This window comes from Dehalococcoidales bacterium, assembly GCA_028716225.1.
GTDB lineage: Bacteria > Chloroflexota > Dehalococcoidia > Dehalococcoidales > UBA5760 > UBA5760.
In genome coordinates this window covers 168470-191392 of record JAQUQE010000001.1, presented here as the reverse complement: position 1 = coordinate 191392, position 22923 = coordinate 168470, and the positions used below count along the sequence as shown (strand labels likewise).

At 52.8% G+C, this 22923-nt stretch carries 22 protein-coding genes and 1 tRNA gene; 6 read left to right on the top strand and 17 right to left on the bottom strand.

Going from position 1 to position 22923, the window contains the following annotated elements; genetic code table 11:
• Positions 1-9 precede the first annotated feature (9 nt).
• The 4 genes from PHI12_00960 to PHI12_00945 form a co-directional block, all read right to left on the bottom strand.
• Positions 10-2310 (bottom strand): GH3 auxin-responsive promoter family protein, encoded by a 2301-nt coding sequence (locus PHI12_00960; protein ID MDD5509378.1) that lies wholly within the window; start codon positions 2308-2310, stop codon positions 10-12.
• Between the two features lie 177 nt (positions 2311-2487).
• The gene (locus PHI12_00955) at positions 2488-2859 is read right to left on the bottom strand and encodes a hypothetical protein (protein ID MDD5509377.1); all 372 of its coding nucleotides are present in this window, start codon (positions 2857-2859) and stop codon (positions 2488-2490) included.
• 22 nt (positions 2860-2881) lie between these two features.
• Positions 2882-3154, bottom strand: coding sequence for a winged helix-turn-helix domain-containing protein (locus PHI12_00950; GenBank protein MDD5509376.1), 273 nt, complete (start codon positions 3152-3154; stop codon positions 2882-2884).
• Between the two features lie 190 nt (positions 3155-3344).
• Positions 3345-4118: a prepilin peptidase gene (locus tag PHI12_00945; GenBank protein MDD5509375.1), complete on the bottom strand. Its 774-nt coding sequence runs from the start codon at positions 4116-4118 to the stop codon at positions 3345-3347.
• 393 nt (positions 4119-4511) lie between these two features.
• On the opposite strand from PHI12_00945, the gene PHI12_00940 reads away from it, so the two are divergent.
• On the top strand, positions 4512-4904 hold the full coding sequence (locus tag PHI12_00940; protein ID MDD5509374.1) for a prepilin-type N-terminal cleavage/methylation domain-containing protein: 393 nt from the start codon (positions 4512-4514) through the stop codon (positions 4902-4904).
• 135 nt (positions 4905-5039) lie between these two features.
• Here the strand turns inward: PHI12_00940 and PHI12_00935 are convergent, their stop codons facing one another.
• The 13 genes from PHI12_00935 to PHI12_00875 all read right to left on the bottom strand — a co-directional run bounded on the left by PHI12_00935 (position 5040) and on the right by PHI12_00875 (position 19326).
• Entirely contained in the window at positions 5040-7610 is a 2571-nt protein-coding gene (locus PHI12_00935) for an O-antigen ligase family protein (protein ID MDD5509373.1), read from the bottom strand.
• Between the two features lie 98 nt (positions 7611-7708).
• Positions 7709-8779 carry a PilT/PilU family type 4a pilus ATPase gene (locus PHI12_00930; GenBank protein ID MDD5509372.1) on the bottom strand — a complete coding sequence of 357 codons (1071 nt, stop codon included), beginning with the start codon at positions 8777-8779 and terminating at the stop codon, positions 7709-7711.
• A 4-nt stretch (positions 8780-8783) separates the two neighbouring features.
• Positions 8784-10265: a pilus assembly protein PilM gene (gene pilM, locus PHI12_00925; protein MDD5509371.1), complete on the bottom strand. Its 1482-nt coding sequence runs from the start codon at positions 10263-10265 to the stop codon at positions 8784-8786.
• 2 nt (positions 10266-10267) lie between these two features.
• Entirely contained in the window at positions 10268-11053 is a 786-nt protein-coding gene (locus tag PHI12_00920) for a hypothetical protein (GenBank protein MDD5509370.1), read from the bottom strand.
• 14 nt (positions 11054-11067) lie between these two features.
• The gene (locus PHI12_00915; protein MDD5509369.1) at positions 11068-12237 is read right to left on the bottom strand and encodes a hypothetical protein; all 1170 of its coding nucleotides are present in this window, start codon (positions 12235-12237) and stop codon (positions 11068-11070) included.
• 22 nt (positions 12238-12259) lie between these two features.
• Positions 12260-12820, bottom strand: a complete 561-nt coding sequence (locus tag PHI12_00910; protein MDD5509368.1) for a prepilin-type N-terminal cleavage/methylation domain-containing protein — start codon at positions 12818-12820, stop codon at positions 12260-12262.
• The gene (locus tag PHI12_00905; GenBank protein ID MDD5509367.1) at positions 12817-13230 is read right to left on the bottom strand and encodes a type II secretion system protein; all 414 of its coding nucleotides are present in this window, start codon (positions 13228-13230) and stop codon (positions 12817-12819) included. The genes PHI12_00910 and PHI12_00905 overlap by 4 nt, the downstream gene beginning before the upstream one ends.
• A gap of 19 nt (positions 13231-13249) precedes the next feature.
• Positions 13250-14455: a type II secretion system F family protein gene (locus PHI12_00900; protein ID MDD5509366.1), complete on the bottom strand. Its 1206-nt coding sequence runs from the start codon at positions 14453-14455 to the stop codon at positions 13250-13252.
• A 3-nt stretch (positions 14456-14458) separates the two neighbouring features.
• Complete coding sequence (locus tag PHI12_00895) at positions 14459-16096, bottom strand: GspE/PulE family protein (protein MDD5509365.1); 1638 nt, start codon at positions 16094-16096, stop codon at positions 14459-14461.
• Between the two features lie 67 nt (positions 16097-16163).
• Complete coding sequence (locus PHI12_00890) at positions 16164-16862, bottom strand: response regulator transcription factor (protein ID MDD5509364.1); 699 nt, start codon at positions 16860-16862, stop codon at positions 16164-16166.
• 167 nt (positions 16863-17029) lie between these two features.
• Positions 17030-17224, bottom strand: coding sequence for a helix-turn-helix domain-containing protein (locus PHI12_00885; protein ID MDD5509363.1), 195 nt, complete (start codon positions 17222-17224; stop codon positions 17030-17032).
• 173 nt (positions 17225-17397) lie between these two features.
• Positions 17398-19056, bottom strand: coding sequence for a hypothetical protein (locus tag PHI12_00880; GenBank protein ID MDD5509362.1), 1659 nt, complete (start codon positions 19054-19056; stop codon positions 17398-17400).
• 193 nt (positions 19057-19249) lie between these two features.
• A tRNA-Asp gene (locus PHI12_00875) sits at positions 19250-19326 on the bottom strand.
• Between the two features lie 129 nt (positions 19327-19455).
• Here PHI12_00875 and rpsF point away from each other — a divergent pair.
• From rpsF to PHI12_00850, 5 genes are all read left to right on the top strand, one after another.
• Complete coding sequence (rpsF, locus tag PHI12_00870) at positions 19456-19800, top strand: 30S ribosomal protein S6 (GenBank protein MDD5509361.1); 345 nt, start codon at positions 19456-19458, stop codon at positions 19798-19800.
• 55 nt (positions 19801-19855) lie between these two features.
• Complete coding sequence (gene ssb / locus PHI12_00865; GenBank protein MDD5509360.1) at positions 19856-20263, top strand: single-stranded DNA-binding protein; 408 nt, start codon at positions 19856-19858, stop codon at positions 20261-20263.
• A 32-nt stretch (positions 20264-20295) separates the two neighbouring features.
• A complete protein-coding gene (gene rpsR / locus PHI12_00860; GenBank protein ID MDD5509359.1) occupies positions 20296-20592 on the top strand; it encodes a 30S ribosomal protein S18 in 297 nt (98 codons plus the stop codon).
• A gap of 332 nt (positions 20593-20924) precedes the next feature.
• Positions 20925-22181: a molybdopterin molybdotransferase MoeA gene (locus PHI12_00855; protein ID MDD5509358.1), complete on the top strand. Its 1257-nt coding sequence runs from the start codon at positions 20925-20927 to the stop codon at positions 22179-22181.
• A gap of 2 nt (positions 22182-22183) precedes the next feature.
• Positions 22184-22915 (top strand): DUF362 domain-containing protein, encoded by a 732-nt coding sequence (locus tag PHI12_00850; protein ID MDD5509357.1) that lies wholly within the window; start codon positions 22184-22186, stop codon positions 22913-22915.
• Positions 22916-22923 lie beyond the last annotated feature (8 nt).

The following is a 22923-nucleotide window of genomic DNA, read 5'->3' as shown; positions in this document are numbered from 1 at the left end:
CTCTTATTATCATTTGTTTGTTTTGGTTGTCGCAGGCTGGCGCTGGCGTCTCCTGCGGTTCATCCGGTAGCGTTTAACCGTCTCTTCGTAGTCCTCTTCCTGTGCTACCGGCTCGGCCAGAGACCCGTTGATCAGGGAGTCTATGATGCTGTCGGAGAGGTTGACGTGCGGCGGCTTGAGGTGTGCCAGGTCGGCACCGGCAGCCTGCTGCCGGATCATATAGCTTCTGAAGGTATTCTCGGGTAGCAGGGTGACCTCCAGGGGTCTCAGACCGATGAACGTTTCTAGGTCGGCGTAGGGGGCGTCCAGTTCTTTGAGCTTCTCGTGGACGGAGACGGCAACCTCTTCCTCGGTAACGTGTCCGTTCTCCTTAAGCTCCAGGTAGAGGTGCAGTACCGGTTTAGCTCTCAGTTCCTTGCGTACTGTCCAGTCCTCGTAGTCCAGACCGGTATTCTCTATCGCCTGCGAGATAACCCTTTCCGTTAACCGGGTAAATCCGGCGATGTCGATCATATTATCAATGCGGGCGTAATATTCCATCTGGGGAATGTCGATATCGAGCCGTTCGTTACGCAGTGCGGTGATACGGATCATATCACCCAGCTTATATCTGACAAAGGGACCGCCGTGGAAGCTGGTAATTACCAGCTCGTAGTTCTCCCCTGCCTCGACCTCATCCAGCAGCACCGTCTTCGGCTGGTAGAGGGGATCGGCTTTAGCTTTCAGGCTCTCTTCCTCGGGAATAAACTCGAAGAAGTTGGTGTGGGGGATAAAGCTCAATCCCTGATAGTCCCAGGTCTGGGTCGCCATAATAATGCCCTCGGTACCTCCGTAGACGTCCAGGGGATATCTGCCCCACATCTCCTTAATTTTTTCCCGGAATACGGAGCTGTCGGAACCGGTTCCGATCAAGCCTTTCAATTTCCAGACATCCCGGGGCAGCAGGGGCCGGCGGGCCAGCTTGCTTTTCGCAACGCCCTTGAGCAGCCTGAGCAGGGTCTTCGGTTTGCCCATCAGCATTCTTGGATCAAGGTCGCCGTTTCCCTGGCTGAAGCGGTCGCCGAGGGCTACTATTACGCTGGATAAGGCGAAGAAGAGGTCTACCCCATCCGATAGGGCCATCTGGAAACCGAGACGTATCCGGTCCTCGAAGGACATTCCCTCAACTGCCTTGACCGGCGGCAGGAAGTCAAAGACCTCGTTGGGGGCATAGTGTATCAGCGAGCCGGTGGTGTAGGGCGGCGGGGCGAGCGCATAGAGAAACTTGTCCTTTCTGCGGTAGGCTATTTCGCCCTTTTGCTTGCAGCTGGAGAAGGCCAGACAGCCGAACAGCAGCGCCTGTATTTCCTCGAACTGCCGGGTGGTGACGGGGGCCCACTTGAAGGGGTATTCACCGGACCTGCCCGAAGTGTGCTGCCAGAAAAGCGGTTTCGCCGGCAGGGCGCTCTCATTCCGGGTGAGGAGAAACGGCTCATAATCGGAATAGGTGGTCAGCGGTACCTGCTGGCGGAACTCATCCACGGTCTCGGGGTTGGCCCGGCGCATGATGCTCCTGCCCAGCTTGCACTTTTTCAGCAGTCCTATCTGCTCCAGCAGCAGCCGCCGCTGGATGCTCATGCATTCCGCCAGGCTCAGGTCGATGAAGCCGCAGCACCGCTGCCATAGCTCTTCGTTCTTACCCTGAACGATAAGTTCTGCTTCTTTGCTCATTGTGTAACCTCCGTGATTGCTTATTGATTTATTTTTATTTTTGCGCAGGGAATCCAGGAAAGCGTGCAGGCTGCTCCGAGTTGGGAGCAGCATCGGCGTCTGCCGCCGGTAGCTTTCGTATTCGTCGAACATCCTGCCGAAGATGAATTTGTCCTGAATGGTCACCAGCAGGATGTCCAGCGCAATGAAAACCGGTGCGGCCAGCAGCAGCAGTCTCGATCCTGCCACCGGTATCAGGGCCAGCATCAGGATGGTGAACCAGATTACCCCCGGGTGGCGGGTAAGAGAGTACATTCCGGTTGTTATCAGCCGGTCGCCGACGCCGGTGGTGAGGTATGTTTTGCGGAAGGGGAGGCCGACGAAAAGCGATTGTATTAACAGGGGCAGGGACAGTGCGAGCATTCCCCAGCCCAGCCAGGTCAGCCCCGCCGGCAATACCAGCTTCTCCGGGGCCAGACATATCATCACCAGCGAGTAGACCAGCAGGCCGCTGCCCGCTGCCCAGACGACAGGTTTGGCCCGGGGGACCCTTTTCAGGGAGACCAGGTCGAAGAGGTGTATCACCGTAAAACCGACTATTCCCAGGATGATATAGAGCATAATACCTTCCTCCGCCAATAACTATTGCAGAGAATCGCGGATATAGGAAGGTATCTTGTTCTAGAACAATGTTCTATCCCCCGGCGGCAATAAAGATAGCAATAAAAAAAGCCTCTCTCCTTGAGTAAAGAGAGAGGCCCAAGCCGGCTTGTCCGGAGCCGGGAGCTTGCTAACGGGCTACTTCCACTTAATGGTCGCCTTCTTCTCGTTATCGTTATCGGAGTTCAGGTCCTTTTCCAGTCCCTGCAGCTTGCCGATAAGCTCTTCAAACTCGGCCCGGGGTGATTGTTTGCCGATCTCCAGTCCGTAATTGACGAAGAAGTCGATGAAACTCCGCAGCAGCTTCTTGATGTCCTGCTCTATGGAGCGCAGCTCCTCTTTGGTGACATAGCTTTCCGCTTTGCCGGTGCGCCTGGCTTCCTTGCTTTCCTCCTTCAGTTGGCCGCTGATGAGGAACTCGATAAATTCCGCCCGGCCCACGTCGCCCCGGTTTTCGTCGATCTTATCAACGAGCTCCGCCGGCAGTATCAGCATTCTTTTTTCAGACATATACTAGCTCCTTCGTTTGATGTCACTGGAAGTCATCCTTTTCCTTGAACTCGAGTATCTCCAGGATGTTATCGATATGCCTCAGCAGCTTTAATCCCTTCCTGGTCACCCTGTAGGTGACCACCGGGTTGCCGATCATTACCCTGTCGATGAGCTTCAGCTCCAGCAGGAATTTGAGGTATTTCTGCAGCTGGAAGTAGCTCATGTTGGCGCTGTACATTATTTCCGTCTTGCCGGCTTCACCGAGACGGAGCATATCGGCTATTACCTCGATACTTGACCTTCGCCGTTCCATTACTAGCTTACCCTAACGTATTGGCTCATACTATTGAACTAGTACTATTATACTACACCCTGTCAAGGGGGTATTTCAGCGGTTGGTGAATTACTTATTAATGGAGCAGTTTATTCACTGTTTATTATGTTGAGAGGCAGACAGGCTGCGGAAAGCAGGACTGTGATGTTGGATATGTGCGATATCAGGGCTAGAACAGGCTCAGGTACCAGTTGAGGATGCTGCTTCCCCAGAGCAGGGTAACGATGGTTGCTATGGAGAGGATGGGGCCGAAGGGGATGCCTTCCCTGCGCTTCTTCTTTTTGGTGATTAGCAGGACCAGGGCGACCACACCGCCGATTATTGCGCTCAGGATCAGGGTAAAGAATATCATCGGATAGCCGATAACAAGGCCCATCAGCGCTGCCATTTTGACATCGCCGAAGCCCATGCCGCCCCGCGACAAGACGGCCACCAGCAGCGCTATCCCGAAGCCGATGCCGCCGCCGATGGCGGCGTACTTGATCCCGGGTACGATGGCCAGCCCGGGCAGGAAGACACTGAAGACGCTGACGAGCAGAGCGGCTATCATGGCGGGGTAGACGATACGGTTGGGGATCAGGCCCCGCTCGAGGTCGATGATCATAATCACGATAAACAAACAGCAGTAAGAGGCGATGACGCCCAGCTCGGCTCCGGCGCCGTACTGGCCGTAGAGGTAGCCGAAGAGGGCGGCGTTGGCAATCTCCAGCCAGAGAATGCGCCGGGGAATAGTCGCCCGGCAGTAGCGGCAGCGTCCGCGCAGTCCCAGGTAGCTGAAAACGGGAACGAGGTCTTTTACCGCCAGGCGGTGCCGGCAGGACGGGCAGTGGGACGGGGGAGAGATTATCGACTGCCGGGCGGGCAGTCGGTCGATGCAGACGTTGAGGAAGCTGGCGATAACTGCCCCCAGTACGGTAAAGATGGCGATGCCGATAGCGTCCATATCGCTCTATATTCTGGATGTTTCGGGTGATATAGTCAAATGAGTATTTCTTGTGCGCTCCCGTCCGGGGTCGTTTCCTCCCTTGACGGGGTTGAACTTTATCTACTTTATGTATTGTCTATTTTATACTCTTATGGTATAATATCCGGCTTAGGATAGTATATATAACTCGCCAGGGCATATTTTAGGCCTTTAAGGGTGTTTTGGCAGCTCTTAACTTGTGGCGTAAGTACCGGTCAGAAACACCGGCGGTAATTATACGATATTACTATCCCTAACGAGTGATTGACTTGTGCCTGTGATTGAGATATGCTAAACTAGTTTTAAGTGACCTTAGTTATACAAACTTCATCATAGAGTAAATAAATTGAAAATCGCAAGGAGGTTTAATCGATGAAGGGTTTGATAAAGCGGATAGGGGGTTTCGATCTGAGCTTCACCAGGAGACTCCACCGCGGTCAGAAGGGCTTTACCCTGATGGAACTGCTGATAGTAGTGGCCATCCTGGGTGTCCTGGCAGCGGTGGTCATACCACGGTTCACCGGCTTGATCGGCAGGGGGCAGACTGAGGCAGCCACAACCGAGCTTTCCATTGTCCAGACGGCGATGGTGGCCGCGATGACCGATGCAAAAACGGCTACGGTAAGCCCACAAGCTACGTATATACAGCTAACTCCTAGCACCGCTCTAATTGGTAATTACTTGCAGACTGACACAAATTGGACATATATCTGGGATGATAATGGTACCGTGACGCAGGGAGCTGAATATACTCCCTCTCCCTAAAGCGTAAGAGTTAGTTTCCTAATTAATAAAGGAAGACCCACCGGAAGAATTGATAGCAATCTTCCGGTGGGCTTTTTGTTTTTACGGCTTTGTCCTATCGACATGACCAGGGCTATGCCCGGAATACTGTAGTTTTCATAAGCCGGCTTCTGCCAGTTTGTCAAGCGCTTTAAGCCACCGGTCGGCTCCGGGGATTCCGGATAGCTTGGTCCGCCAGGCAGGCGCTGAGCCGGCGAGTAGGGCCTTAAAGTGTGGGCTTTTCCCGGCAAGGTCGAGAGCAACGCCAAAAATACTGCCGGCCTCATCTTCCGGAACAAGGTACATGGCGGTATCAAATTCAACGATACTGTGCTCGGGATGACCGGAGAAGAAACAGGTGATTCCCTGTATGGCATGAGGTGCCCATTCGCGGGGGTGATTACGCTTGTATTCTTGAACGGAATTGTGAACCGGAACTACGAGGTCGTATAGATACAGAGTGAAGCAGGTATCCGATAACTTTTTCAAGCTCTCCGGGTGCTGTTCTATGATAGTAACCAGGCTATCGGCAGCCGCATCATTCTCCCCTTCCTCGAGTATCAGGAGTCCGGCAAGAAAATCGGTTTCCACCCATTCAGGGTAGGTCATCGCCGATTGCTCGAGCTTATTTCGAGCAGCATAGAGGTCCCCCTTGATGATCAGCGCTAATGCCCACTTATTCAGAATAACCGGATTCCAGGGGCAAAGCCGAGCTGCTCTGTCATACAGCTCAAGCGCTCTAGCCCATTTATCCGCTGAGCCGCAGTATGCCCGGTAGCAATACATATCTGCCATGGAGTAGTTGCGGAAGGCCAGGTAAGGCTCCCTAGCCAGCGCTTGTTCATAGGTTTCAATACTGAAATCAACCAGTCTCTCTCTTACGGTATCAGTTGGAGCGGCGACAGCATTATTGAAAATGTATGCTCCCATGTTGCTCCAGTATTCGGGGTACCTGGGCTCCAGTCGCACGGTCTGATTGTAGGCAAAAATGGTGAGCTCACTGTTAACCTGCTCGAATTTTTTTGCCTTCTGAAATTCCATATCCGCGAGGAAGGGCCTGACGGTCACCCCGGCGGCGATAAAAACCAGTAAGGCAAGCGATACTATCGCGATGACTCCGCTGTATTTAACCCGGATCCCTATATCGGTACTATTTTGCTGGTGAGGGATTTTTTCGCCATTATACGCGACTGACTGTTGCTGATTTTTCGATACCATTCTCCCCACCAGCGGTGTCAGTCCCAGCAGCAGCCAGAAAAAGAGCTCGGTCGTTATTGAAACGGGGTTAAATATGTTGTTGATTGTATACTGAACCATCGCGGCAATCAGGGCAATAATGATTAGCCGCTCGTTATCGCGGGTGGCCTGGCCCAGAAAGCGGAACATGTTGCGGAAATAGATAGCCATGATGGCAATAAAAGCAGCCAGCCCCAATACTCCGACGGTGGTGGCCAGGTACAGATAGTGGTTGTGGGGCCGGTCGAGAATAAGGGCGCCGGTCCTCTGGGAGATATAGTGATTAATCGTTTCCTGAAAAGGGTACTGCTGGGCTACCAAGATGAATGTTTCCGGACCATAGCCAATCAATCTTCTTACCGTGGCCGGACTGTTTTCGGTAAACGGAACTTCAGGGGTTCGGTATACGATATCGGCTGCGGCACGCCAGTATTCGGCACGGTACTTGATAGTGGTAAGCCCCATCTCGTCCGATATCGGTACACTGCTATCGTCACCCGGTGATGTCTCATTATTAGCGGTTATCAATGCCGGCCCTACCACAACTGCAGCCATTACGGTAATAATGATAAGGATCGCACTGCCAGTTATGAGGAGGGGTTTTCTCTTTTCCACAAAGCCCAGAAGGGCGATAAAGCTGACAGCACCGATAATAAAAGCCAGGACGGTAACCGAATACTGGGCGAGCAAGAGACACCAGAATTGAATGGCGAGCAGAACACTTGATGCTACTGACAGCGTATTGTTTCCTGGAGACCTCTTGCCCCTCTGTCGAAACGCATAGATTTGCAGTGCCAGATTAAGCGGTATGGTCATGGCAAGAAAGTTGCTCAGGAACAACGGGTTACCAATGGTGGCAAAGACCCTGGTTGTGGCTGACCATCCAAACAGGGTGCTTACCGCTGGAACATAGTGTTGCAGTATGCCAACTACTGATACCACCGCCGAGGTAAGAAGCAGTGTGTATAGAATTCTCATTGACTGATTGTGGGATCGGACTTGGTGAGTCAGGATGAAGAAGAACGTTATCCAGCATAACAGAGTCGATAGCCCTCCGCTACCCCTTTGCCAGGTTCCCCAGAAGCTTATTTCGGGAGTAATAGAAGCGGCAGTTGAGATGATGAACATGAGTCCGAATATCAGGATGGATATCTTGAGGGGTGAATCGATAAGAGCCTTCCATTTGATGTGCTGGTGGTAAGATTGGCATTTTATCCGGTTGGCCAGCCAGAGCCCGAACATAGTAATGACCAGCACCTGAAGGAGCAGGGTTTTAACGAAGTCAAACTGGTGGTGTCCCAGAGGGTTAAAGAAGACGGGGATAAGAAAGATTACCACCAGCCAGCATATTTCGATTGCTTTCCGGTAGCCACTGGTGCCGCTATCAGCGCTGTCCTCATCTGTGCCGCCTGTTATGAACCAGGCGGCCGGGTCGTACCAGGTATGCTTCATGGTTTGTTAATGAATATAGCCCGGATGGATTATGTTGTCAATACGAATCATGTTGGGGTATAAGAATAACCAATGGGTATGAATAGTTCCAGAAGCGGTTACTGGCAGCCTTTCTCTTCGAGCAGCCGCTTTACTTCGTGTTCGTTATGGCAGAATTCGAACAGGTGCTTCTTATTGATTTTCCCATGACGGTATAGGTTGACCAGAGATTCGTCCATTGATATCATTCCGATGTCCTGGTGGGTACAGATGACGCTGGGGAGCTGATAGGACTTACCTTCTCGAATCAGGTTGCGCACCGCTGAGTTGGCCAGCATAATCTCTACGGCGACTATCCTTCCCGATCGATCGGACCGTGGCACAAGCTGCTGGCAGATTACAGCCAGCAGCAGGGAGGCCAGCCGTTTCTGTGCCATGTCGCGTTCGTGGGGTGGGAAGAGGTCGATTAACCTTTCTACCGCCTGGCTGGCGTTGGGAGCATGATCGGTGGTCACTATCATGTGGCCTGTCTCGGCGACAGACAGCACAGCCGCTGCCGTCTCCAGGTCTCTTACCTCGCCCACCAGGATGATGTCCGGGTCTTGCCTGAGGATGTGGCGCAGCGCAGCTGGGAACGAATAGGTGTCGCTGCCCAGTTGCCGCTGGGTAATGGCACATTTGATGTTGGAGTGGGCATATTCAATAGGGTCCTCGATAGTAACCACATGTCGGCGTTCGGTCAGGTTGAGATGGTGTATCATCGCCGCCTGTGAGGTGGTCTTGCCGCTGCCGGTAGCGCCGGTAACTATCAGCAGCCCCCTGGTGTGCATTATAAGCTCCTTATATATTGCGGGCAGCCCCAGTTCTTCAACAGTGGGAATTTCCGGAGGTAGCAGGCGCAGAACCAGACAAATAGCTCCTCGCTCCTGAGCGGCATTACAGCGAAAGCTGCCGACATCAGGCAGGCTATAGCCGAAATCAAGCTCAAGGTGCTCGTGGAAATACTTCTGTTGTTCTTGCGTGGTTATCTGGAGGAATATTTGTCTGGTATCATCAGGGCTGAGGGGCTTGATATCGTCCATGGGCGTTAAATAGCCATGGACCCGGACCAGCGGCGCGCTAAAGGCAACCAGATGCAGGTCCGAGGCAGCCATCGACCTTGCCTTCTTTAATATGGATAGGATATCCACAACTTCACTCCACCGCCATGCTGGTCAACAGCAGCACAAAGTTGTAGACCACCTCGGTTTCCAGGTCTTCCCAGTCTTCCAGTATCAACTTATAGCTAAGTGACGAGATATTCACTTCAGAGTACCTGCCGCTGCTTCTCAGGTTCCTGGCATACTTCAGGATTTCTTTTTCCGGTGCGGTACCGGTTACGGTGATCTGGGAGCCATTATGGCTGATACTGACAAGATCGACATCATCAGGCCTAAGACCGACAATCCCGCTTAAGTCCCGGTTGATCTGGCTGCGGTTGGCATCAAGGTCGGCAAAGGTGCCGGAGAAGATATTAGCCCTGGCCTCCAGGGGGGCAATCTGGGGCTCTATCGCGGCAATATCTTCGTTGAGTGCGGCTATTTCTTCACGCTGCTGGGTGATCAGGCCCTGGTTGATATCTACCTGGGAGCGCAGTGCCTCGTTTTTGGTCCTGATATCCTGGACTTGAAGCCAGAGCCAGAAGACCAGTCCGATGCCGATGACGATGCCGACCGGGGTTAAAATCCGGGCCAGCGATATCCCCTGGGGTTTCTCCGACTCGGGAAGGGCGTTGAAGTTAACTATCGAGAAGTTGCCTTCTTTCTCCGACGGCAGGTTCTTTAAGGAAAGCCCGATATTTACCATAAACTGGCTGGCATCAAATTCTTCGGGAGCCTGCATCGGCGACAGCAGCCTGGCAACAGGGGTATCTTCCGTCCCGACAAGCAGCGTCCAGCTTTCCGGTGCCTCGGCAAGATCGCCGGAAACGAATACCGGCGTCGCCGGTGGCAGGGGCTTATCCTGGTGTCCGGAGTTATAGAAAGCAATCGTTCTTTCCATTTCTTCTGAGATAGTCTGCATACGCTCGGCCAGAGACTCAGCCTCGCCGGGTAGTGAGAAGCTGCGGATCACCCGGGGGACGCGGTCTACCATTATGGCGATATCAAGACCGGCGGAGCGGGCGTCGATGATGATGGCTTCTGGAGCATCGACAGTCCGGCAGAGGGCTAACGGAGCCAGGTCTACAGCGGTAGCCTTGATGCCGGATTTTTTTAGCGTTCTAAACAGGGCATCGGCGGTGTTTCGGGGAAAGGCGGCCAGGAAAACGCCGGTCTCGCCAACCGGAGCGGGAATGGTCTGGTAGGACAGGTAGAACTGCTCAAGAGGTGCTGGTACGATCCGGCTGGCTTCTTGCTCTACGGCTTCAGGTAGTATTGCCTCGGGTAATTCAGGCAGGGAGGTCAGCCGGTAGATGGAATTCAGGCCGCTTAAACCGGCGGTTACCTTCTTTGCCCCTATCTTCTGCTGCTTAAAAAGCTCCTTGATCTTTTCGGCAACCTGAGCTTCATCAAGGATAATACCGTCACTGACCAGCCCAGGCTCCAGCGGCAGCATTGCCCATTTATCCACATGGCGGCCCTTAGTTGACAGCAGCTTGATAGCGGTATCTTCAATGAATAGACTTACTTCAGCCATAGTTATTCATTACCTTCGTAGCTGTATATGACAAGGTTAATAATCGCCTTGGCCGGTACGGCTTCTATCGATGTCGTGTCTTCCGTTGTTGCCTCTTCGTCTTCTTCCTCTTCTTCGATTTCGGCTCGTTCCAGCGCGGCACAGGTCGGGATGGTGATAGCCAAGGGCTGTTCTGTACATGGTTCCGGGATATTGATGTCTACGGAAGATACATTCGCCGTGGCGAAGTCATCCCCGGTGGCTATCGAGTTAATACAGTCCAAGATATCATCTACGGTCTGATAGATATATTCACGGAACTGATTCGTTTCTTCCGGGGCGGGTTCTACCGGCTGGCCCTCGACCGCTATGTTGAAGTTGGTGACGGTGTAGTTAACGGTGTAGGTAACACTCTTTGCCTGCGGGTCGGCCGGTTGAACGGTAACCTCTACCTTTTGTGAAGCTGGCTCGGAGACGGTAAGGCTGACGACATCCAGGTCCCGCTGGTGGGCGATGTCGAATATGATTTCGTCGTATTCGATGCTCTGGATATCGGCAGGAAATTCCGCCCGGCTCGCCTCAAGCGATGCGGCGGCTTCAGCCAGTTCACTCTCAAGCAGAACAATACGTCCCTGAAGGTCTGCTTTTTCAGCAGCAAGCTTGGGCAGTATGCCCTGGCTCAACTGAAGCTGCACGTTTAGGGAACGCTGCTCGCTCTCCGCTTCCTCTTTCATCTGGTTGATGACAAAAAAGGCGACGATGAAGGCGCCTACTATCAATACTATCCGGGCCGTTCTACCCAGTTTCATTCAATATCCTGCCTTTAGCTGGTCTCCCAGGTGCGGACTTTAAGTTCCATAATGCTGGTGTCATCCTCGTCCAGACCAGGGAAGTTAATACCTCCCTCGGTGGGGGCGATATAGTTGAGAGAGGTGTGCGGCCAAAGCTCAACCGAAGAGTCGCCAATAATACATCCGTAGAAGTCGTTACCGGGCTGCAGGTGAACCGTTCCTTCGATGGACATCAGTGCCACAAAATCTTCGCCGCTGATATTGGGCTGGTAATCAATATCGCCTACCGCGATGATGCATCCCTCTCCGGAGGTGATACAGAGCGGTTGAAAGTTAATATTTCCTTCCGCGAAGATGGTCTGTCCGTTGAGCTGCAGGGTACATTGCGGCATAATGTTAAAATCCCCTACCTTGCTGTACTGCGTGCCGACGTAGACTGTCCCCTCCAGCCTGGCTACTCCGTCTGTCCCGGTGATGGTCAGGTTTCCTTGCGAGCAGATTGGCCCGATCAGAATCGGGTTGGCTTCGGTGCCCTCGCTGATATCAATGCTGTAGCCGTCGGGCACACAGGTCAGGCCATCGACGTCTTTATGGTAATAATCGGAGAAATACTCAGCAGTGGGCCAGCTGGGTATCGGGTCATCGGACGTTTCACCGTTAATGGTGACTTGATTGGGGTTATATGAAAGATCTCCGTTATACTGAATATCTCCGTTGACCACTACTCCGGGCATGAGAGTAACGTCACCGACAGCAGTAATGGCGTTATCGAGCAGGAAGGCGAAGCCGCCGCCGAAGGTAACGTAGGACTCAATAGCGGTATTGCCGCTGTCATCACTGGCAGCGGAGTTGATTTTGTAGATATCGTTCCCCGCGGCATCTTTCCCGGTGTACTCTATAGTCACGGTAATGCTTTTGCCGTTGAGGTCTTCAATCGGATACTGCCACTGGTCGCCTGGCTCGCTGGGAAACTCGGGGAGCCGCTGTTCCCGGGTTATCTGCCACAGCGCATTCTCCACCCCGGCGTCGGCGGCATAGTACTGGTTGGTTTTCTTCTCGTAGGCCTGGCCGGCCTTTAGCCCGGTGCTCATATGGGACAGCATCGGCGCGATGGTGAGCCCGCCCACCGCCAGCAGGATGAGGACGACAATCAGGACAACACCCCGCTCCTGGTTAATCTTATTCCATATTCTGCGTATCATTTCTTGCCCTCCTGCCTGGACATCAACTGCCGTCAGGTCTACGGACAATCTCATATACCCGGGTCTCGCTCTGCTCCTGCAGCGAGCCGCCGCCTACAGTAGCGGTTACCGTAAATGTTAGCACGGGATTAGCAAAACTACAACTGGTCTTCAGCGGGTCGTCATCGATATATTTGGCGACATAGCTGGTGGCATCGGGGTCCGGGTTGTCGATTCTATTGGTGTAGTGTTCCCGTTTCAGGTTGAGCACGCCTTCCACTTCCTCCAGAGAATAGACCACTTGATATTCGTTGGTGCCCTCAAAATCCTGCCAGGTAAGGGTAAGGGGTAGGCCGTCGGCATCTGCCTCGACCGCTACGGTTTGGGAAGTCTGGGTGTCGTGGGTTACCCAGAATCCGGCGTTCTGTACCTGCCTTACCGCAATCTCGTGGTTGTTGTTGCGGACGGTTTCCAGCATTACTTGTCGGGTTGCCATACTGCCTACCACGGCGATAGCACTACCGATAGCGACCACGATCAGTATTTCGATCAGGGTAAATCCACGCTGGTTCTTGAGTAGCAGCCCCGACATGCGCGTAATCATCGGTCTACCTTGTAATCCTCCAGGGTAAACACGGCTTCTTTATCATGGTGGTCAACCGTTACCGTTATCTTTTGTATGCCGTCATCGCCGTCAAAAACCCCGTCGCTCTCGCTGTAGGGGGTTGATGTATCCGGGTCGAAGGGGGCAACATCGAGGTTAATAATATAGCCTTCAGGGGTGCTTATTATGTCATACGTATCGTGCGGGTCATCGGAATAATAAATATAAGTCTGGTTCTTGATACTCTCCAACTGGCTTCTGGCCAGGCTCTCCGCGGTAACCCGCTCGTCGCTTACGAAGACTGACTTGGCACCCGTAGAGATGCCGCCGGCGAAGATGACTGCTATCAGACCAAGTATGGCGATGGCGACCAGCACCATGATCAGGGTAAAGCCCTTTTCGCTTTTCATTTCATGATTATTCCTGTTATTAAAACTGGTCGTATATCGAGTACATTGCGGTAATCAAGGCAATGGCGACGAAAGCGACTATCAGCCCGATGATGATTGTCATTACCGGCTGAATCATGCCCACGGCGGCACTGGTCCTGTCGGCCGACTCGGTTTCGTAGCTATCGGCGACGGTAGCCAGTGTTTTGTCGAGGTTGCCGGTTTCTTCACCGACACTAGTCATCTGCACCATTAAGGGGAGAAAAACCTTTCTTTTCGACATCGGCCGGGACAAGCCTTCGCCCCTGAGCAGATCACCCTGCACCCCGCTTAAAGCTTCTTCTATTATCTTGTTGGTGGTGCTATAGATGGTAACGCTGATAATTTCGGGCAGGGGCACGCCGACCCGGAAGAGCAGTGATATCGTCCGGCAGCAGCGGGAGAGCTGATTGAGCAGGTTGATGCGTCCGATGAGCGGTACATTAAGCATGAACTTATCCCAGCGGTACTTGCCTTGGGCGGTCCTGATATAGACAGTAATACCGCCGAAGGCCACGATGATACCGATCAAAACATAGAGCCCGTACTTTTGTGCCCAGTCGCTGAAGCCGATGAGCATCTTGGGTAAAATGGGCAGGTCCGAGCCCATGGCGCGGTAAAGGTCGCTGAAATGGGGTAATACCAGAGTAACCAGCATGGATACCACAGCGATGGCTACAATGATAACAACCAGGGGATACATCAGGGCTCCCCTCACCTTCTTTTCGGTTAACGCTGCTCTCTCAATGTGGTCGGCCATCTGTCGTAGAACCACTTCCAGGTTGCCGCCCTGCTCACCGGCCGCCATCGCCCGGTAGTATAGCTGTGAGAAAGCACGCGGGTGTTTGCTTATCGCTGCCGATAGCGAGCTGCCGCCGCGAATATCGGAGATAACCTGAGTAATAATCTTCATGAGGCTCGAGTTGGTTACCTGATCCTGCAGCAGTTCCAGCGAGGTGACAATATCGGTGCCGGACTCAAGCAGCAGAGCCAGCTGGCGGGAGAACATCACCATCTCCGACGGCTTGATCCGGTTGAAGCGGGCAAACATCTGCTTACTGTCAAAGAAGGGGACCACCTCTTTTAAGCTGAGCACCTGGTAGCCGCCGTAACCCAGCAGATTGGCGGCGGTCTCTTCGCTGTTGGCCTCCAGCTGGCCCTTAACCAGTTTCTTGTTTTTGGTGTAGGCTACATAGGCATATTTCATCTTTTAACCTAATGGTTTTAAATCGGGAGAGTAGGCGCTGCGCAGCACCTCGGCGGGAGTGGTGATGCCCTCCTTTACCTTGCGCATTCCGTCACCCATCATCGGGATCATACCTTCGGCAATCGCCTGAGAACGAATCTCGCTGCTTGAAGCCTGTTTAATAATGAGTGCCCTGATACTGTCGCTGATCAGCAGTATCTCGAATATTCCGGTACGGCCGAGGTAGCCGGTATAGGAGCAGGAGGCACAGCCGGTGCCGTAGTAGAATTCCTTCCTGCTATCTGACATCTCCCTCTGGTATGCCGCCTGCTCTACCATCGGTGCTTCGATAAGGTGAGCGCAGTCGGGGCATATGCGGCGTACCATCCGCTGCGCCACCACGCCGATAACTGACGATGCGATCAGGAATGGCTCCACATCCAGGTCGATGAGGCGGGTAAGCACGCCGGCGGCATCGCTGGCATGGATAGAGGAGAGCATCAGGTGTCCGGTCAGAGCCGACTGGACGGCGATGTTGGTCGTCTCGGTATCACGTATCTCGCCGACCATTATGATATCGGGGTCGAGACGGAGTATGGCCCGCAGTCCCCTGGCAAAGGTAATGCCTGCCTGTGGGTTGACCTGAATCTGGTTGATGTCGTGGAAGCGGTACTCGGCAGGGTCTTCGATAGTGATTATGTTTCTGCCTATCGTGTCCAGTGAGTTGATCGAGGCATAGAGCGTGGTCGTCTTGCCGGCTCCGGTGGGGCCGCTGATGAGGATCATCCCGTAGGGGACCTTGAGCAGGTTTGCGTACTTCTCCAGGCTGTCGGGGAGGAAGCCCAGCTCGGACAGCCCGAGCACAGCCTGTGATTTGTCTAGGAGGCGCAGAACTGCCATCTCGCCGAGAACGGTGGGAACGGTAGCTACCCGGATATCAATATCACGCCCTTTAGCCTTGGTGGAAAACTGGCCGTCCTGGGAGTGATGATGGTCGGCGATGTTCATATCGGCCAGGATCTTGATGCGGGATATAATGGCCCGGTGGATGTTCAAGGGCAGGGACATCATGTCATGCAGTGTGCCGTCGATGCGGTAGCGTATCCTCACTCTGTCCTCTTGCGGCTCGATGTGGATATCGGATGAGCGGGAGCGAACTGCTTCCTCGATAATAAGGTTAAGCGCCTGTGCCAGCGGAGCATCGACAACGGCATCGATGGCCAGCCTTTCGTCGAGGGCGTCGGAAGGAATAGCAATGCTGGAAATCTGTTTTTCGATCTCGCCATAGTTCTTGTAGTTAAAGTCGATGGCGCTCCTGATGTCCTTGGCATCGGCAGGTACCGGCTTGATTCTCTTCTTGCTGTTCGCTGAGAATGCCTCCAGGGCGAAGATGTCGGTCGGATTTGCCATGGCGACCTTCAGGGTATGGCCGGAGACGCTGATAGGGATGGCGTTGTAACGCCTTGCCATGACCTCGGGAATAAGCTGTAACACCTCTGCGGGAATAACCTGCCTTAGCTGCTGGGCCGGAGTATCGCGCGCCGCTTCATCTTCCGGCCGCGGCTGTGATCTCTCCTCCGATTGCTCCCCGGTGAAGTCCTTCGATTTGCTAAGGTCGAGTGTATCGGCGTTATCCCCGGCTTTCTTTCTATTATTGTCCATCTTCTTTGTTCTTAAACCGCCTGGCTGATTACCCTGGCAGCCGTCATTTAGATTTTATTAGAGCTATTTATTGAGACGGCTCTTGTTTCCTGCTTTCCGGTGAGATCAAGCTGCTGCGTATGGCGAGGGCGACCGCGTGTGCCCTGTCATTGGCATTCAGCTTGCGCAGAATAGCACTGACATGGCTTTTAATAGTCTGCTCGCTGATGCCCAGGGCCAGCCCGATTTCCTTGTTGGTGTTGCCGTCGGCGATGTATCTCATAATCTGCGTCTCCCGGTTGGTGAGGGGAGCGATGACCGACTCCATTGTTTTTGATATCGGCGAGGTGCTCTGGAATTGCTCCAGAACGCGGCCGGCGATCCTGGGCCGGTTTATGACGCTATCGTTTATTGGGTATTCACCCCGACAGGCCCGTCTGATGGTGCTGATCAGCTCTGTTGTATCAGCATTCTTGCTCAGGCAGGCGACGGCCGCGGTCTTGATAACCTCAAAAAGCTCTTCATCGTTGGGGTTGGGGCTCAGCATTATTACCTTGGTGTTCGGGTAGTAGCGGGCAATTCTCCGGCTCAGTTCCAGACCGCTGTGTGCACCGAGGTCCGAGCCCAGCAGGACTATGTTGGGCATGTTGGCTTCGATCATCCCTAACGGGTCCTGAGTCGGGTCGCAGTCCATTATCTTGAAGTCAGCCTCTTGGGATAATACCTGACGGACACCGGTCCGGAAAAAGGGCTGTTCATCAATTATCATTACGATTATCTTATTCACTCAAGCTACCTCTCAGTCAGGTATTATAGGGATATAGGTGCTAATATTTTATTGTTTTGTATTATACCACTATATATAGTATCTATACATTACATTATGTTTAACAAATAAGCCAATGCTGTACTTAGGCACCGGGTCCATCCGGTGAGAATGTCCGGCTCAACGGTCTACTTTGTTCTTGTTTTCCGGCGGAGAAACTGCTCGATATCTTTGCGGTCGAACCGGCGGTCACCCCGGGAGCCGATGCGATAGGTCTTGATTATCCCCTGGTTGCTCCAGCGCCTTACCGTGTTGATGTGGACGTTGAGCAGGCGGGCTACGTCGCTTGTGGTCAGCATAGGGTTGATCTTGCTATCGGTCATTTCTCCCTTTTCCTCCTCCCTTAAACTGTCCTAACCTTATCCTTCCCTATGCTACCTTACTCTCGTGCCGGACACAATCCCCCGAATGGGCTAGTAGTAAATGATAGCAAAGGCTGCCACGATAGTCCAGTATTTACGGCCTGAAGATTGAATAACGACCGGTACGGCCCCGGCTACACAGTTCCCCCTCTCCTTATTCGGTATATGAGGAGGAAAACCAGCACCCCGATTGCTATCCATAGGTATTTGGTCCAGGCGGATGCTGACGTCGCAGGGGATACTACATAGAATGAACCGGGAGCAGTCCAGCCGCTCTCGTTGAAGGCGCCGTCTATCGCCTTCACCCTCCAGTAATATGGCATATCCTGGCCTCGTGGTTCGAGCTCCTCTTTCTCAGCAAGGGTGTATTCCGATCCGGTCAACCCTTCTTTCTCCAGCAGTATGTTACTGAAACTGCTGTCAGCCCCAATCTGGAGAAGGTAGGTCACGCCGCTGGGGTCGGTAACATCCTGCCAGTCAAAGCGCGTCTTTACAGGTGCGGCAGTGGTAACCTGGGGTATTAGAGTTACCGGGATTGGCGGCGGCTTCGATTCCATGGTAAAGAGCGAGCTTATGCTGCCGTCACTGCCGGCTGCCGTTACCTGGTGGATGCCGGCAGCACTGGCGGGGACGACAAAAGTAGCTGAAAAATCCCCGAGGCTATCAGTATAGACAGTTGTGGTATGAGTGCTAGTGCTGCCGTTATAGGCGATGGTGACGCTGCTGCCGGGTGTGAAGTGGGTGCCGGTAACGGTAAGCTCCATTCCGACGTAACCGGGTGAGGCTAGGCTGGTAGCCGGTTCGAGGGTTATCCCGGCAGGGAGAGACAAAACGGTCAAATCTGCTGAAGCAGAGTTGGCGCTGGTGTCATGGGCGGTAACCTTGCTGGGCTTGCCGCCAACATAGATGGAATAGTAAGGTATGGTGATGCTTCCCGTAAAGCTGCCGTAATGGTTGGTGTGCAGGGATGCCGGGGTAGTGGCAATCCTGTCTGTGTCGATAGTAACAGTTATATCGGAGCGGTAGGCAAAGCCGCTGCCGCTGATATTTACCGGTCCGTCGATCGTCTGTTCTGACTTATCCAGCGTTATCTCGGGTTTTACCGTAAAATCAGCCCCGGGCTTATTGCCCGACTCGTCGGCGGCGGTTATGGTATGGCAGCCGGCAATGCTCTCGGGAATAATGATGGTACAAAGGAACTCGCCGTTGCTGTCGGTGATAGCATCGCCACTTATTATGTCAACCTTACTATTATCATAATCAATGGTGATTTTTTCAGCGGGGCGCATGTCCTTACCGCTGATGCTGACTTCACTGCCGACAGCACCTTCCTCCGGCGTCAGCTCGATTTCGCCGCTGGCAACGGTGAATTTTACCGATGCCACAATATACTTGTCGTCGCGGTAGGTGGCGTAAAAGTAGTAGGTCCCGCTCCATACCTCTGCACTATCCCTGCCGTCGTTGAGTTCTTCAGGGATTTTGAAGGAGTGCGGAGAGATGAAATCGCCACGTTCGTCAACCGAAACCAGACCTGTTATTTCGTAGCTGGTAATCTCGCTGGATAAGCGGTCGTCTACACTGGCCTTATCTCGGGAAAAGTATATGTTTAGCCTGGTATCGGCATCGAAATCATAACCGTCGATCTCAACGATATCACCTATCTCACCCTGGTCTACTTCCAGGGTCAGCGTACCCTTATCCGCAGCATAAGAGGGCGTAACGAAGAGTGCTGTCATCAGACAGGACAGGATAGCACCTGATGCCAGTGAGGAGAAAATGCCGTATCGTTTCATCGCCTTTCTCTATTCACGGGCCGTAACTGTAATGAGAATAAACTGTGGCCCGGTGCGCTTTTCCGGAAAGAATCATAACGTGTGCCAGGGCATACGTCAACCTGTTTCGAGGGAATCGCTTGAAATGTTATGGGGAAGGAGACTTGCGGATGACTGGAGATATTGGAGACAACATGTACTCCACATAACTAGATGGCGACCCCGGGGGGATTCGAACCCCCGATCTCCACCGTGACAGGGTGGCATGTTAGACCGCTACACCACGGGGCCATTGCGGATTACCTGCTAAAGTCTATCAATATCGGTGTGTTGTGTCAAGCTGGCCAGCGTGTTTTGATACGTATTGTTTGTCCAATCTGTTGTATGATATAATAGCTTACTAAATTTTTTGGGGAATAAATGGCAGTTAAGAAAATAGCGGAAAAAGAAAAGGTTTTAGGGACAGAAGACATACCACAGCGAGGCTACGAGTTGGTAATGGTTATCAGCCCGGAGGTTGTCGACGAGCAGTTAGAGGCTAAAGTCGACGAGGTAAGCAGATTCATCACGGAAAGGGGCGGCGTTATTGCTTCCGTGGAACAATGGGGCAAACGGAAGCTGGCCTACCCGATAAGAAGCTTTACGGAAGGCAGCTATGTACTGAGCAGGTTTGAGTCTAAGCCTTCATTGTGCAAACAGTTGGAAGCCAGCCTGCAGATTTCCGAGGATGTGTTGAGATATCTGCTGATAAGGCCTGGCGCCTGAATAGCGGGTGGAGCTGTATTCGAAGGATCTGGAGAGGAAAAGGAGTATTGAGGTAATGGCGAGCGTAAACAAAATGATAATCATTGGTAATCTTGGCAGCGAACCTGAGATGCGCTTTACCCCGAACGGCAATCCGGTGACTTCATTTCGTGTTGCGACTAATTGGAGATATACTACCAGTCAAGGTGAACGCAGGGAGGAGACGGAGTGGTTCACTGTGGTCGCCTGGAATAGACTGGCGGAGCAGTGCAATCAGTTCCTGGCTAAGGGAAGGCTGATCTATGTTGAGGGAAGGTTACGCACACGCACCTGGGATAGTCAGGATGGCGAAAAGCGTTTCCGCAATGAAATTGTGGCTGACCACGTAACATTCTTACCCAGCGTAGCGGCAGCCTCTCTTCCCGAGGAGGGAATGAGTAGTATTGAAGGCGATGAAGTCAGCCCGGAAGATATTCCGTTTTAATGGGAAAATAGTTAGAGAGGAATTTATAGGTAGTGGCCGAACGACAATTTAATAGATTCGATAATGGGGAGAGACGAAAGTGGAGCGGGTCGAGATTTGCACCCAAGCGAAAGGTCTGTTCATTCTGCGTCGCTAAGGCAAAAACGATCGATTATAAGAACCCGTCAAAGCTGCAGCAGTTTATTACCGACAGAGGGAAGATTACGCCGCGGCGTAAGACCGGTGTTTGCGCCAGGCATCAGCGGACTCTGGCGATAGCTATCAAAAGAGCGAGACACCTGGCCCTGCTGCCCTACGTACCCGCCCATGTGCATCATGTGACCGGTTAGGTATTGGCTCTCACCGGGTTTTAGCGAGATACTTAGTTTTTGACTCCTGTCGGCAGGTAATTATAGATTATTAGTTCTTCGTGCCCCTTTTCTTTTTATCAAGAGAGGGGCATTATCTATCTCCCCAACTGGTATCAGCCGATCGTGCTTAAGGGCTATTGACCTCCGTGGTAAAATAGATGTATATCGATTGGGTGCTTTTCCCGGTGATCTCAGGGTAAGGTTTGTTGAGGCAAGGATACCGTGAGGTTTTATACTATGCGCCTGAATTTGTCTAATTATACTACCGGGAAGTTAAAGAGGCATTTACCGAGAGGTTTGGTGAATAGGCTATGATAAGCGTTGAAGAAGCGCTGGATAAGGTCCTTGGTTATGTCTATGTGCTCGGAGTGGAGGAGCGGCCCATTCTGGACTGCTTGGGTCAGGTTCTGGCCGAGGATATTTATTCCGGTATTAACATTCCGCCGCGGGATAACTCGGCTATGGATGGTTATGCGGTCAGGTCTGAGGACAGCAAAGGAGCCAGCGGAAAGAAGCCGCGGTGTTTGCGTGTTATCGATACATTGGCGGCCGGCGATATTCCCGGGCGTAGATTGGAGGAGGGGACCGCTATCCGTATTATGACCGGTGCTCCGGTACCAGAAGGTGCCGACAGTATCGTCAGATTTGAGGATACCGATGAGGCTTCACGAGCCGGGTCTACCGATGAGATAGGTATTCTTAAAGAGGTGGAGGCCGGATTTGATATTCGCCGGGCGGGCGAGGATGTTCGCCGGGGAGCAAAGGTATTAAGCAGGGGGCTGGTAATCAGACCGGCGGAGGTTGGTGTCCTGGCTTCCCTGGGGCGTAGTACGGTCAAGGTTATCCGCCGTCCCGAGGTGGCTATTCTAGCTACCGGCGATGAGCTGGTGGATGTTAGCGAGCCTCTACCCGCTGGTAGAATATACAACAGTAATAGTTATAGTCTGGCAGCTTTGGTGCGTCGTTACGGGGGGATTCCGAAGATGCTGGGTATAGCTCGTGATAGTGAGGATTCGGTGGTGGCCAGCCTTCGCAATACACTGGAAGCTGACATGCTGGTAACCAGCGGCGGTGTCTCTCTGGGAGATTATGATGTCGTTAAGGATGTCTTAGTCAAACAGGGCGAGATTGCCTTCTGGACAGTTAGAATGAAGCCGGGTAAGCCGCTTGCCTTCGGTATGATTAATGTGGTTGGGAGTACCGGTGCGGTGGGGAAAATACCTCATCTTGGCTTGCCTGGTAATCCGGTCAGCGTCATGGTTACTTTCGAGCTGTTTGTACGCCCTGCCATTCTGAAGATGATGGGTAAGCAGAATTTGACTAAACCCAGCATTCAAGCGGTGATCAGGAATTCCGTAGTTAATGATGACGGGCGGCGTATCTATGTCCGGGTTGTGGTAGAAGAGCGTGACGGCCAATACTTTGCCAGTCTAACCGGCCCTCAGGGCTCGGGGATTCTGAGCTCGATGAGTTTAGCTAGCGGTCTGGCGATTGTTCCTGAGGACAGACCGGGGGTGTCGGCGGGGGATACCGTAAAGGTGTTGATGCTTGACTGGGAGAGGGAGTAGCATTGATAGTTAAGGATTCCGAGTTTGTTTTTGAACCACCGCCGGTGGTATCCAGGGCGAGACGTGTTTTGATTAAACCCAGTGCCGGCTATTCACAACCATATCCGGTAACCACCAGCCGGGAGATACTATCGGTGATAATAGACGGCATTAGGCGGGTTAGTCAGGCTGATATCCTGCTGCTGGAAGGTTTGCCGGGAGGGGCAGCGGTCAAGCCGGTATACCATGACCTGGGCTATAAGTTTCCTCGTGTCATAATGCTGGATGTTAAGGACTGTATCTGGGTTGAGGTGGACAATCCTTTGCCTAAGCCTCTGGCAGTACCGACCTTCTGGATACCTAATGTCATCCTGTCCAGTGACTATCTGATAACGGTTGCGCCGTTAAGGGTTACTCATGGAAGCGGTGTTCTGAGTCTGGCCAACCTGCTGTCATTGCTGCCCAGTACCAAGTATGGTGGTGGAGAGCGGGGGGGGTGGCCGGATCTGTATGAGCTGGGGATCGACAGAGTATTGACCGACCTCTATTTTACCCTACCCTTCGACCTGGGTATTATCGAGGCCAGTCAGAAGTTTGTCAGTGGAGATGATCCCACTAAAGGTGAGATTGAAGACTTCGGTAAGATATTTGTCGGTGAGCCCTATGAGGTTGATGTTGAAGCCTCTGAGATGGTCGGGATTCGCACAGAGTACCTCGATTTGATTAAGGTAGCCAAAGTGGGGTTCGAGTCCTGACGGTGTCT